The following is a 12,084-nucleotide window of genomic DNA, read 5'->3' as shown; positions in this document are numbered from 1 at the left end:
GTCCCCAGCACGGCGGGACCGGTGCTGGTGGTCGGCGCCGCGCTCGGCGCCGCGGCCGAGGTCCGGGGCGCGCTGGCCGTGGCGCTGGACCAGGTCACGATCGCCGGCGCCGGGGCGGTGGTCGCGTGAACCGCGCCCTGAGGGTCGTCCTGGCCTGTGTCCTCGCCTGCGGCACGGCACTGTCGGGCTGCGCGGCCGCGCCGACGACGACCGTGCCGTCGGACCGGGTGATCGCCCTGCTGCTCCCGGAGTCGAAGACCGCGCGGTACGAGGCCGAGGACCGGCCGGAGTTCGAGAAGGTGGTGCGCGACCGGTGTCCGGAGTGCACCGTGGTCTACGCCAACGCCGACCAGGACGCCGCCGCGCAGCAGCAGCAGGCGGAGTCCGCGCTGACGCAGGGCGCGGGCGTCCTGGTGCTCGACGCGGTCGACGCCGCCGCCGCGGTGAGCATCGTCGGGCAGGCCCACCGCCGCGGGGTCCCGGTCATCGCGTACGACCGGTTCATCGCCGGTGCCGACCTCGACTACTACGTCTCGTTCGACAGCCGCCGGATCGGGCGGCTGCAGGGCGAGGCGCTCGTCCGCGAGCTGGCCGTGGGGCGCACCGGCCCCGACGAGCCCCCCCAGGGCGTCCTGCTGGTCAACGGCGCTGCGACCGACCCGAACTCGGCGGCGCTCGAGGCCGGTGTGCAGGACGCGTTCGAGGGGGCGCCGATCGAGGTCCTGGCGTCCTACGACACCCCCGACTGGAGCCCCGACAAGGCCCAGGAGTGGGTGACCGGTCAGCTCACCCAGTACGCCGGGCGGGTGGACGCCGTGTACGCGGCCAACGACGGGACCGCCGGGGGTGCGATCTCGGCCATGAAGGCGGCGGGGCTCGACCCCGTCCCGCCCGTGACCGGCCAGGACGCCGAGCTGGCGGCCATCCAGCGGATCGTCTCCGGGGACCAGTCCATGACCGTCTACAAGGCGATCAGCGAGCAGGCTCGCACCGCCGCGGAGCTGGCCGTCCGGGTGCTGCGTGGCGAGGTGCCGGTCACCACCGCCCGCGTGCAGGGCGTGCCGGCGCTGCTGCTCAGCCCGGTGCCCGTCACCCTGGACAACCTGCGCCGCGTCGTCGTCGACGGCGGCGTCTACACCACCGAGGAGATCTGCGTGGCTCCCTACACCGACGCCTGCGCCGACGCGGGCCTGCTCGACGGGGGTGCGCCGTGACCGCGCCGGTCCTCGCGCTCCGGGGGGTGTCCAAGAGCTACGGCGCCGCCCGCGCGCTGGTCGACGTCGACCTCCAGGTGCACGCCCACGAGGTGGTCGCTGTGATCGGGGACAACGGAGCCGGCAAGTCGACCCTCGTCGGGACCCTGACGGGCGCGCTCGTGCCGGACAAGGGCGAGGTGCTCGTCGACGACCAGCTGGTGACGCTGTCGGACCCCTCGGTCGCGCGCGGGCTGGGCATCGCCGCGGTGTTCCAGGACCTGGCCCTGTGCGCCAACCTCGACGTGGTCGAGAACCTGTATCTCGGGCACGAGGCCGCACGCGGGCTGCTGCTCGACGAGGTGACCATGGAGAAGCACGCGTGGGAGCTGCTCAGCCAGCTCGCCGCCCCCGTGCCGTCGGTCCGGGTGCCCGTCGCGGCGCTGTCCGGCGGCCAGCGGCAGGCCGTCGCGATCGCCCGCTCGCTGCTGGGCGACCCCCGCGTCATCGTCCTCGACGAGCCCACGGCCGCCCTGGGTCTGCGGCAGACCGCCGAGTTCCTCACGCTGGTCGAGCGCCTGCGCGAGCGGGGCCACGGCGTGGTCCTGACCAGCCACTCGCTGGCGGACGTGCAGGCCGTCGCCGACCGGATCGTCGTGCTGCGGCTCGGCCGGGTCAACGGGGAGTTCGACGCCGCGCGCACCAGCTACGAGGAGCTCCTCGCGGCCGTGACGGGGATCCAGCGATGAGCGCGCTCGGCGCCACGGCGTGGCAGCGCCTGCGGACCGGCGACCTCGGCGTGCTGCCGGTCGCCGTGGTGCTCGTCCTCATCTGGCTGGTGTTCCAGGCGCTCAACCCGCACTTCCTGTCCAGCGACAACCTGGTCAACCTGACGCAGCAGTCCGCCGCGACGGGGGTCATCGCGCTCGGCGTCGTGCTCACGCTGCACGTGGGGCAGATCGACCTGTCGGTCGGCGCGGTCTCGGGGCTGGCCGCCGCCGTCGTCGCGGTGGGCTCCGTGCAGCTGGGCTGGCCGCTGTGGCTCGCGGTGCTGGCGGCGCTCGCGGTCGGCGTGCTGGTCGGGTCGGTCTACGCGGCGCTGCACACCCGCCTGGCGGTGCCCAGCTTCGTGTTCACGCTGGCCGGCCTGCTGGCGGTCACCGGGCTGCAGATGCGCGTGCTGGGCCCCACCGGGTCGGTGAACCTCCCGTTCGAGTGGTGGCTGGTGCGGTTCTGCCAGACCGCGTTCCTCGCGCCCGTGACGTCGTGGCTGATCGTGGCGCTGGTCGTCGTGGCGTACGCCGCCGGGCGCGTCACGGACCGGGTGCGCCGCCTGCGTGCCGAGCTGCCCGTCGCTCCGCTGTGGCAGGTGGTGTCCCGGGTCGCCGCGCTCGCCGCCGTGCTGTCGGTCGCGGTCGCCTACCTGGGCACCAACCGGGGAGTCGGCGCGGTGTTCGCGCTGTTCGTGGGGCTGGTCGCGCTCACCGACCTGGTGCTGCGCCGCACGCGCTGGGGCCGGTTCGTGCGCGCCGTCGGCGGGGACGCGGAGGCCGCGCGCAAGGCCGGTGTGCCGGTGCGCCGGGTGTTCGTGTCCGTCTTCGTCGCGTGCTCCACGCTGGCCGCCCTCGGCGGGGTGCTGGCCGTCGGACGGCTCGCCGCCGCGAACCAGGGCAGCGGCGCGGGGGACACCAACCTCACCGCCATCGCGGCCGCGGTCATCGGCGGGACCAGCTTGTTCGGCGGGCGCGGCTCGGCCTGGTCGGCCCTCGCCGGGATCCTGGTGGTGCAGTCGATCTCGACCGGTCTGACCCTGCTCAACCTCGACCAGTACGCCCGGCTCGTGGTGACCGGCCTCGTGCTGGCCGTCGCGGTGACCATCGACGCGCTCCAGCGCCGGGTCCGCGAGGCCTGACCGCCGCCCCCCGGCCCTCCGGCGCCGCCCCTCCCGACCCCTCCCGCGCCGCCCCTCCGGAGGACGAAGGTGAAGGATCCGGCCCGAATCGGGCCGGATCCTTCACCTTCCTCGGGTCACGCGCGGGCGCAGGGGGTGCCGTTCAGGGCGAAGTTCGTCGGCGCCGTGTTGGTGCCCGAGTGCGCGCCGTTGAGTCCGAGCTGCGTCGAGCCGCCCGCCGGGATGCTGCCGTTCCATGCCGCGTTCTTCGCGGTGACCACCGAGCCGGACTGGGTGGTCACCGAGCTCCACGCCTGCGTCACGGTCTGACCCGACGGGTACGTCCAGGTGAGCGTCCACCCGGAGAGCGCGACCGCCGACCGCACGGTGATGTTCGCGGTGAAGCCGGTGTTCCACTGGTTCACGGCGTACGTGACCGTGCAGGCACCTGAGGGGGTGGGCGCCGGCGTGGTGGGTGCCGGGGTGGTGGGTGCGGGCGTCGTCGGGGACGGGGTGCTCGTCGCGTCCAGGCCGAAGAAGTGGATGGCCGCGGCGGCGTCGACCGGCAGGCCGTGCCCGACGCCCTGCAGGCTGATCGCCTCGACGGGCGCCCGGTCGCCCGTGGCGCCGTACCGCGTGCGGGTATGGCCGGCGGCGGGGGAGTCGGTCGACGCCGGCGTCGCGCTCACGCCGAGCACGTTGGTCCACTGCTTGATCGCCTCGCCGAAGTTCACGTAGCTGAGCGTCGTGTCCTCGGACCCGTGCCAGAGCTGCACGCGCGGCCGCGGTCCCGTGTAGCCCGGGTACGCGGCCCGTGCGAGGTCACCCCACTGCTGACCGGTCAGCACGCGGCGGCCGCCGGAGCAGTCGCTGTTCCAGGGTGCCTGCGACGTGGTGCCGGGCGGGGGCGACGTCGTGGAGAAGCAGGTGGCCGGCACGCCCGCGAACGCCGACCCCGCGGCGAACACGTCGGGGTACGTGGCCAGCAGGACCTCGGTCATCATCGCGCCCGACGAGACCCCGGTGACGAACACGCGGCTGGTGTCGGTGGCGTACCGCTGCTGCACGTGCTGGACCATCGACACGATGCTCGCGGGGTCGCTGGCGCCGCCGTGCGTGAGCGCCTGCGCCGAGCTCACGTCGAAGCAGCTGCCGCTCCGGTTGGCCTGCGGGTAGACGACGATGTAGCCGTACCGGGTGGCCAGCTCGTCGAACTGCCCGCCGTCGTAGATGGCCTGCGCCGATCCCGTGCACCAGTGCACGACCACGAGCACCGCGGGCTTGGCCGGCAGCGAGTCCGGCACGAACAGGCTCATGCCCAGCCCGCCGGGGTTGCTGCCGAAGCTGGAGACGGTCACCAGCGAGGCGGCCTGCGCGGCGGGCGCCGTGGTGAGGGCGGCGGCCGCGAGTCCGACGACGCCGAGGGCGAGGGTGGTGGCAGCCGCGAGGGCTCGACGCACAGAGGGCTTCATGCCCGGAGCGTGCCCGACCACGTGCCGCCCGGTCAGGGCACGAAGCGTTTAGCGGAAGACGATGGTCCGGTGGCCGTCGAGCAGCACACGGTGCTCGGCGTGCCAGCGGACCGCCCGCGACAGCGCCCGGCGCTCGACGTCCTGCCCCAGGGCGACCAGGTCCTCGACGTGCCGGGTGTGGTCGACGCGCTCGACGTCCTGCTCGATGATCGGCCCCTCGTCGAGGTCGCCGGTCACGTAGTGCGCGGTGGCGCCGATGAGCTTGACGCCCCGGTCGTGCGCCTGCGCGTAGGGGCGGGCGCCCTTGAACGAGGGCAGGAACGAGTGGTGGATGTTGATCACGCGCCCCTGCAGCGCCCGGCACAGGTCGTCGGACAGGATCTGCATGTACCGCGCCAGCACCACCAGCTCGACGTCGAGCTCCTCCACCAGCTGCAGCAGCCGCGCCTCGGCCTGTGCCTTGGTCGCGCCGGTCACCGGCACGTGGTGGAACGGGATGCCGTAGAAGTCGGCGAGCGGCTCGAGCACCGTGTGGTTGGACACGACCGCGACCAGCTCGATCGGCAGGTTCTCGGAGCGCTGGCGGAACGCGAGGTCGTTCAGGCAGTGCGCGGCGGTCGAGCCCATGACGAGCGTGCGGACGGGCCGGCCCACGACGTCGAGCGACCAGTCCATGGCGAACTGCTGCGCCACCGGCGCGAACGCGGCCTCCAGCTCGTCGCGAGGCGTGGACGCCGTGACCTGCACGCGCATGAAGAACAGCCCGGACAGCGGGTCACCGAACTGCTGCGACTCGGTGATGTTCCCCCCGTGCTCGGCCAGCAGGCCCGCGACCGCGTGCACGATCCCGGGGCGGTCGGGGCAGGAGAGGGTCAGGACCCAGTGAGTTGCGACAGGCGAGACGGGGGACACGGTGTCCGAGAGTAGTGGTCGTGCGGATCGGCTGACACGATGGGCCGCATGAGCCAGCCCGCCCTCGACATCCGCTCGGTGACCCTCGACGACGCAGGCGAGCTGCTCACGCTGCGGCGCGCCGCGTTCGTCACCGAGGCGCAGCAGTACGGCGACCCGCACATCCCGCCGCTCACGCAGACGCTCGCCGAGCTCGAGTCCGACCTGCAGCGCGAGGGCGTCATCACGCTGGGGGGCTGGTACGGGCACCGCCTGGTGGGGTCGATCCGCGTGCTCGTCGAGGGCTCCAAGGCGACGCTCGGCCGGTTCGCCGTGGCCCCCGACCTGCAGGGCCAGGGGTTCGGCACCCAGATGCTCATGGCGATCCTGCCGCACCTGCCCGAGGGCATCGAGGAGGTCTGGGTGTTCACCGGCCGTGACTCGGTGCAGAACCTCGCGCTCTACACCAAGCACGGGTACGAGCACCAGCACGACCAGACCGCGGGGGACCTGACGTACGCGTACCTGCGCAAGATCCTGGGCGACGCCGAACCGAGCATCTGACGGCACCGGTCCCCGGCTCAGTCGCCGGGGACCTCGAGGGAGTCGAGGACGGTCGCCACCCAGGCGTCGAACTCCGGGCTCACGGGGCTCGTCAGCCAGATGCTGTCCAGGGCGACGCCGTCCTGCGAGAACACGCCCTCAGGCAGAGGGACCACGTACGACGTGCGGCGCAGACCCCAGCCGTCGACGCCACGGATCCTGACCGCGTCCCGGCCGCCCGTCCTCACGGTGTCGACGTCGAAGGTGCCGACCTCGACCAGTGCCGCGCGCACCTCGGTGGCGACCTCGTCGACGTCGCCGCCGCTGCCTGCCTGCATACGGACCTGGATCTCCGAGATGTCGTCCTCGCCCACGCCGACCGCCGTCGCACAGCCCGCGGAGCTTCCGCTGAGCGCGAGCCCCTCGGGCATGCGGTAGCTGAAGCACCTGGTCCTCACGAGCGCGCCGTCGAGCTGGACCGGTTCCGTGCCGTCGATGACGACGGGCGCCGTCGCACGGTCGTCGGGGGGTTCGGAACTGTGGCCGGCCACCGCGATGACGGCGGTCAGCGCCGTGGCGGCGGCGAGCACCGTCAGCAACCACCGCCGCGGCCGCGCAGAGCTCGGGCGAGGCGGCGGCATGAAGGTGTGGTCGGCGGTGCCGGTCACGTAGGGATCGGTCATGCGTCCTCCTCAATGGGCGGGCGGCGGGTGCCGTCGCGGGAAAGGTAGGGAGCACGCGCCCGTCGCGTCGGGGGCTGTGCACACGCACCCGTCGAGCCGCCCACAGGCCGACCGCTCCCCGCACGGCGTTCGGCTTGCTACCCTGTGCCCGTCGCGACTGGCGAAACGGGTGGGGCACCACCGGGGAGCGACGCAGCAGCAGCAGACCATGGGTCGGACGCCTGGGCCCCCGGTCACCCACACCGGTCCACCCACCGAGTGCGCGGTGCCCGACACCGTGCGCGCTGACTGCCAGGGAGTGCCATGAGCAACACCCCGATCCTCGACCAGAACATCTCCGAGCTGGACCCCGAGATCGCCGCCGTCCTCGACGGTGAGCTCGCCCGCCAGCAGGGCACGCTCGAGATGATCGCGAGCGAGAACTTCGTGCCGCGTGCGGTCCTGCAGGCGCAGGGCTCCGTGCTCACCAACAAGTACGCCGAGGGGTACCCCGGCCGCCGGTACTACGGCGGCTGCGAGCAGGTCGACATCGCGGAGAACATCGCGATCGCCCGCGCCAAGGCGCTGTTCGGCGCGGACCACGCGAACGTCCAGCCGCACTCGGGCGCGACGGCCAACGCCGCGGTCCTGCACGCGCTGATCAACGCCGGTGACAAGATCCTCGGCCTGGAGCTCGCGCACGGCGGCCACCTCACGCACGGCATGAAGATCAACTTCTCCGGCAAGCTCTACCAGGTCGGCGCCTACGGCGTGGACCCGCAGACGTTCCTGGTGGACATGGACGTGGTGCGCGAGAAGGCCCTGGAGCAGCGCCCCGACGTGATCATCGGCGGCTGGTCCGCGTACCCGCGCCAGCTCGACTTCGCGGCGTTCCGCTCCATCGCCGACGAGGTCGGTGCCAAGCTCTGGGTCGACATGGCGCACTTCGCCGGCCTGGTCGCCGCGGGCCTGCACCCGAACCCGGTGCCGCACTCCGACGTCGTGTCCTCCACGGTGCACAAGACGATCGGCGGCCCCCGCTCGGGCTTCATCCTGAGCCGCGAGGAGTACGCCAAGAAGATCGACTCGGCCGTGTTCCCGGGCCAGCAGGGCGGTCCGCTCATGCACGTGATCGCCGCCAAGGCCGTCGCGTTCAAGGTGGCGGCCACCGAGGAGTTCAAGGACCGCCAGCAGCGGACCCTCGACGGCGCCCGGCTCATCGCGGAGCGTCTCTCCGCGCCCGACGTGGCCGCGGCCGGCGTCTCCGTGCTCACCGGTGGCACCGACGTGCACCTGGTGCTCGTCGACCTGCGGCACTCCGACCTCGACGGTCAGCAGGCCGAGGACCTCCTGCACTCGGCCGGCATCACGGTGAACCGCAACGCGGTGCCCTTCGACCCGCGCCCCCCGCGCGTCACCTCCGGCCTGCGCATCGGCACGCCCGCGCTCGCCACGCGCGGCTTCGGCGACGCGGAGTTCACGGAGGTCGCGGACATCATCGCGACCGCCCTGATCAACGGCGCGTCGACCGACCTCGACGCGCTCAAGGCCAGGGTGCTCAAGCTCACCGACGCGTTCCCGCTGTACTCCGACCTGCAGCAGTACTGATGACGGCCCGGATCCTGGACGGGACCGCGACGGCGGCCCGGATCAAGGCCGAGCTGACGGAGCGGGTGGCGGCGCTCGCCGCGCGCGGCGTGCGGCCCGGCCTGGGCACCCTGCTCGTCGGCGACGACCCCGGGTCGCGCTGGTACGTGGCCGGCAAGCACAAGGACTGCGCGGAGGTGGGCATCGCGTCCCTCCGTGAGGACCTGCCGGCCACGGCGTCGCAGGACGAGATCGAGGCCGCCGTGACGCGGTTGAACGAGGACCCGGAGTGCACGGGGTTCATCGTCCAGCTGCCGCTGCCGAAGGGCATCGACACCAACCGCGTGCTCGAGCTGATCGACCCCGACAAGGACGCCGACGGCCTGCACCCGACCAACCTGGGCCGCCTGGTCCTGCGGGTCAACGAGCCGGTCACGTCTCCGCTGCCCTGCACCCCGCGGGGCATCGTGGACCTGCTGCTCCGGCACGACATCGACCTGCGCGGCGCGGACGTCGTCATCGTCGGCCGCGGGGTCACCGTCGGGCGGTCGATCGGTCTGCTGCTCACGCGCCGGGAGATCAACGCGACCGTCACGCTCACGCACACCGGCACCGAGGACCTCGCGGAGCACACCCGCAACGCCGACGTCGTCATCGCGGCCGCCGGGGTGCCGGGGATCATCACGGCGGACATCGTCAAGCCGGGTGCCGTCGTCATCGACGTCGGTGTCTCGCGGTCGACGGACCCGGAGACGGGCAAGAGCCGGGTGGTCGGGGACGTCAACCCCGGTGTGCGCGAGGTCGCGTCCTGGGTGTCGCCGAACCCTGGCGGGGTCGGTCCGATGACGCGCGCGATGCTGCTCACCAATGTCGTGGAGACGGCCGAGCGCCTCCTGGGCTGACAGCTGTCGGTGGTCGGGGCCAGGCTGTCCTTGGGACGGCCGGCCGCGGCCGTCGGAGGGAGCACCGTCATGGGCATCGTCCGTCCGCACCTCTGGTTCGACGACCAGGCCGTCGAGGCCGCTCGGTTCTACGCCGAGGTCATCCCGAACACGACGATCCAGTCCGTCGTGACCGCCCCGCCGGGCACCCCCGGCGTCGTCGAGGGGGCGGAGTTCTTCGTCGAGCTGACGCTCGACGGCATGCCCGCCACGTTCCTCAACGGCGGCCCCGCGTTCGCGCTGGACGAGGCGTTCTCGTTCGTCCTGGACTGCGAGGACCAGGCGGAGGTCGACCACTTCTGGGAGACCCTGACGGCGGACGGCGGCCGGCCGAGCCAGTGCGGCTGGCTCGTCGACAAGTTCGGCGTGTCGTGGCAGGTGACCCCTGCGCAGCTGGAGGACGTCATGTCCCGGCCGGACCCCGAGGGGGTCGCTCGCGCGATGGCGGCCATGTTGACCATGACCAAGCTGGACGTCGAGGGCCTCGAGCGGGCGTACCGCGGGGAGTAGGTCCAGCCTGTCCGTGCCGTGGGGTTGGATGGTCCGGTGCTGACCATCGCGAGCGTGAACGTCAACGGCATCCGGGCCGCGTACAAGCGGGGGATGGGTGCCTGGCTGGAGGCCCGCAAGCCGGACGTGGTGCTCCTGCAGGAGGTGCGGGCGTCGGACGAGATCCTGGCGGACCACCTGCCGGCCGGGGAGTGGGACCTGGCGCACGAGGCCAGCGAGACCAAGGGCCGTGCGGGCGTCGCGATCGCGAGCAGGCTGCCGATGACGGCCGTCCGGATCGGCCTGAAGACCGGCGTGACCAGCGACTCCGGCCGGTGGGTGGAGGCCGACCTGGAGCTGCCCGCGCACGAGGGCGCGCCGGCGCGGACCGTCACCGTCGTGTCCACGTACCTGCACTCCGCGACGGTCGGCACGCCGTCGATGGACGAGAAGTACGCGTTTCTCGACCACGTCACCGCGCGGCTCGCGGACATCGCCGAGCAGGGTGGCTACGCCGTCGTGGCCGGTGACGTCAACATCGCGCACCGCGAGGTCGACATCCGGAACTGGAAGGGCAACCTCAAGAGCGCCGGGTTCCTGCCCCGCGAGCGCGCGTACCTCGACCGCTGGTTCGACGACCTCGGCTGGCGCGACCTGGGCCGCGAGCTGGGTGGGGAGGGACCGGGGCCGTTCACGTGGTGGTCCTGGCGCGGGCAGGCGTTCGACAACGACGCCGGCTGGCGCATCGACTACCAGCTGGCGACGCCGGACCTGGCCGACGCCGCTGTGCGGGCGACAGTGGACCGCGCGCCGACCTACGCGGAGCGGTTCTCCGACCATGCGCCCCTGGTGGTCGAGTACGACCTCTGAGACTCAGTCCTGCTCGAGGGCGTGCGCGTCCACCAGCGCCTCCAGCTGCTCGCGGTGCAGGTCGACGAACTCCTGCTCCATGGCGTGCTGCGCCGCGAGCATCGAGGTCTGGTAGTCCGTCTCCAGCTGGCAGGTGAGGTCGGCGACCGCGGTGGCGATCTCCTGCTGGTCCGACTCCGGGGTGATCTCCCCGTTGGAGGTGCTCATCTGAGCGTCGTCGGGGGTGGCCACGTCGTAGCCGGCCTCAGCCATGCACGCGGACCACGCAGTGGCGGCCTCGGTCATCCGGGGGTCCTCGAGCATCTCGAAGATCCAGGCCTCGAACACGGCGTACAGGTCGGCGAACGCGGGGTCCTCCTGCCAGTTGTTCTCCTGGTAGACGGCAGCCCGCGCGTCCTCCGCGCACCGGCCCGGGTGGTCCATGTCGCTCATGTCCACCATCGCCCGGTCGTACGCCATCCTGGCGTTCGCGGAGAGCGACTGCACGAACTCCTCGTTCTTGCGCTCCGACCCGGACGGCTCGGGCGCCGGCGGCGTGCGGGAGATCGAGCCGTAGCCGTACTGCTGGCGTACTCCAGCGTGTACTGCTCCCACTCGTCCCACTCGACGGCGTTCTCCCGCGGCCAGTACTTGAACCCCTCGTCGGCCATGCAGGCCGCGATGAGGTCCTCCGACTGCCGGTGCAGCGCAGCCTTGCGCGCGTCCGAGTCGGCGTTGACCTGCTCGAGGTAGCTCCACAGCGGCCCGGGTGGGCGGGGGGTGCGGACGGGGGTCCGGGTGGTGGGGCTCGGGGACGGCTCGCCGGTCGAGGGGGCGGGAGCCGGCGACGAGCAGCCGGCGACGAGCACCGCGAGGGCCGCGGCGACGACCACGGCGACACGGCGGTGCGACATGCGGCGTCTCCCGTGGATCGTCGGCGAGCGGGGCTCGAACGTAGCGCGAGCCCATGCGCCTGTCTGGCATATCGCGCGTCGACCACGTCGCAGACACCTGCGTGCTCCCGGAGGAGCGGGTGCGTCACTCCACCCGGAGGACGCGCGCGCCGGCCGCGCCTCGTTACGGTGGTCCGATGACCCCGGCACCGGCCCACTGGACGGGGTCGCCGTGGGGCGCGCGCTCGTCGTGGGTCGCGATCCCCGCCGCGTTCCTCGCGCTGGTCACCCTCGTCGGGGCCGCCGGTGCGAACCGGTGGAACCCGCAGGGGCGCCCGTTCGACGCCCTCTCCGCACTCCTGCTGGTGCTGGCGCCGGCGGCGGTGGTGCTGGTGGTGCGCGGAGGTGTCCTCGCGGTCGTCGGTGCGTTGCTGGCCGTCAGTGGTCCCACCGCGTTCGTCGCCCTCGGGCACGCGCCCGGGCCGGCCTACGTGCCGCTCGGCGTCGTCGTCGTCGCGCTCGGCGTCACGCGGCAGCGCCCGATCTCCGTGGCCGCCGGAGCCGCCGGCGTCGTCGCGGTGCTGCTCGTCTCGAGGGGTGCCGGCTCGCCGTCGCCGGTCTGGGCGACCGTCACGGTGGCCGGCCTGAGCGTCGCGATGCTGCTGGGCGAGGG

The 12,084-nt window shown here is 72.9% G+C and carries 13 protein-coding genes and 1 riboswitch; of the genes, 9 read left to right on the top strand and 4 right to left on the bottom strand.

Translation table 11 applies throughout. From position 1 onward, the window contains the following. Window positions 1-125: 125 nt before the first annotated feature. From RYN42_RS17205 to RYN42_RS17195, 3 genes are read left to right on the top strand one after another with little or no spacing between them, the layout of a single operon-like run. Window positions 126-1,214 carry a substrate-binding domain-containing protein gene (locus tag RYN42_RS17205; RefSeq protein WP_315098031.1) on the top strand — a complete coding sequence of 363 codons (1,089 nt, stop codon included), beginning with the start codon at window positions 126-128 and terminating at the stop codon, window positions 1,212-1,214. After that, entirely contained in the window at window positions 1,211-1,942 is a 732-nt protein-coding gene (locus tag RYN42_RS17200) for an ATP-binding cassette domain-containing protein (protein WP_315098030.1), read from the top strand. Before RYN42_RS17205 ends, RYN42_RS17200 begins: the two co-directional genes overlap by 4 nt. Further along, a complete protein-coding gene (locus RYN42_RS17195; protein ID WP_315098029.1) occupies window positions 1,939-3,105 on the top strand; it encodes an ABC transporter permease subunit in 1,167 nt (388 codons plus the stop codon). Before RYN42_RS17200 ends, RYN42_RS17195 begins: the two co-directional genes overlap by 4 nt. A gap of 116 nt (window positions 3,106-3,221) precedes the next feature. Here RYN42_RS17195 and RYN42_RS17190 read toward each other — a convergent pair whose 3' ends face one another. Together RYN42_RS17190 and purU are read right to left on the bottom strand one after the other, a co-directional pair. Beyond that, window positions 3,222-4,556 carry a PHB depolymerase family esterase gene (locus RYN42_RS17190; protein ID WP_315098028.1) on the bottom strand — a complete coding sequence of 445 codons (1,335 nt, stop codon included), beginning with the start codon at window positions 4,554-4,556 and terminating at the stop codon, window positions 3,222-3,224. Window positions 4,557-4,604: 48 nt separating this feature from the next. Beyond that, the gene (gene purU / locus RYN42_RS17185; protein ID WP_315098027.1) at window positions 4,605-5,468 is read right to left on the bottom strand and encodes a formyltetrahydrofolate deformylase; all 864 of its coding nucleotides are present in this window, start codon (window positions 5,466-5,468) and stop codon (window positions 4,605-4,607) included. A gap of 48 nt (window positions 5,469-5,516) precedes the next feature. Between purU and RYN42_RS17180 the strand changes: the two genes are divergently transcribed. Next, complete coding sequence (locus RYN42_RS17180) at window positions 5,517-6,011, top strand: GNAT family N-acetyltransferase (RefSeq protein ID WP_315098026.1); 495 nt, start codon at window positions 5,517-5,519, stop codon at window positions 6,009-6,011. Window positions 6,012-6,028: 17 nt separating this feature from the next. Here the strand turns inward: RYN42_RS17180 and RYN42_RS17175 are convergent, their stop codons facing one another. Next, complete coding sequence (locus tag RYN42_RS17175; RefSeq protein WP_315098025.1) at window positions 6,029-6,673, bottom strand: hypothetical protein; 645 nt, start codon at window positions 6,671-6,673, stop codon at window positions 6,029-6,031. 143 nt (window positions 6,674-6,816) lie between these two features. Then, window positions 6,817-6,907, top strand: a riboswitch (ZMP/ZTP riboswitch). Window positions 6,908-6,976: 69 nt separating this feature from the next. On the opposite strand from RYN42_RS17175, the gene glyA reads away from it, so the two are divergent. The 4 genes from glyA to RYN42_RS17155 all read left to right on the top strand — a co-directional run bounded on the left by glyA (window position 6,977) and on the right by RYN42_RS17155 (window position 10,539). Further along, window positions 6,977-8,260, top strand: coding sequence for a serine hydroxymethyltransferase (glyA, locus tag RYN42_RS17170; protein WP_315098024.1), 1,284 nt, complete (start codon window positions 6,977-6,979; stop codon window positions 8,258-8,260). After that, on the top strand, window positions 8,260-9,141 hold the full coding sequence (locus RYN42_RS17165; RefSeq protein ID WP_315098023.1) for a bifunctional methylenetetrahydrofolate dehydrogenase/methenyltetrahydrofolate cyclohydrolase: 882 nt from the start codon (window positions 8,260-8,262) through the stop codon (window positions 9,139-9,141). Before glyA ends, RYN42_RS17165 begins: the two co-directional genes overlap by 1 nt. A gap of 69 nt (window positions 9,142-9,210) precedes the next feature. After that, complete coding sequence (locus tag RYN42_RS17160) at window positions 9,211-9,690, top strand: VOC family protein (protein WP_315098022.1); 480 nt, start codon at window positions 9,211-9,213, stop codon at window positions 9,688-9,690. A 36-nt stretch (window positions 9,691-9,726) separates the two neighbouring features. Then, window positions 9,727-10,539 carry an exodeoxyribonuclease III gene (locus tag RYN42_RS17155; protein ID WP_315098021.1) on the top strand — a complete coding sequence of 271 codons (813 nt, stop codon included), beginning with the start codon at window positions 9,727-9,729 and terminating at the stop codon, window positions 10,537-10,539. Window positions 10,540-10,542: 3 nt separating this feature from the next. On the opposite strand, the gene RYN42_RS17150 is transcribed toward RYN42_RS17155, so the two are convergent. Then, the gene (locus RYN42_RS17150) at window positions 10,543-11,133 is read right to left on the bottom strand and encodes a hypothetical protein (RefSeq protein WP_315098020.1); all 591 of its coding nucleotides are present in this window, start codon (window positions 11,131-11,133) and stop codon (window positions 10,543-10,545) included. Between the two features lie 475 nt (window positions 11,134-11,608). On the opposite strand from RYN42_RS17150, the gene RYN42_RS17145 reads away from it, so the two are divergent. Continuing rightward, window positions 11,609-12,084 (top strand): hypothetical protein (locus RYN42_RS17145; RefSeq protein WP_315098019.1); only part of this gene is annotated, 476 nt, incomplete at its 3' end.

Source organism: uncultured Cellulomonas sp. (assembly GCF_963527515.1).
GTDB lineage: Bacteria > Actinomycetota > Actinomycetes > Actinomycetales > Cellulomonadaceae > Cellulomonas.
This window is presented reverse-complemented; position numbering and strand designations above follow the sequence as displayed.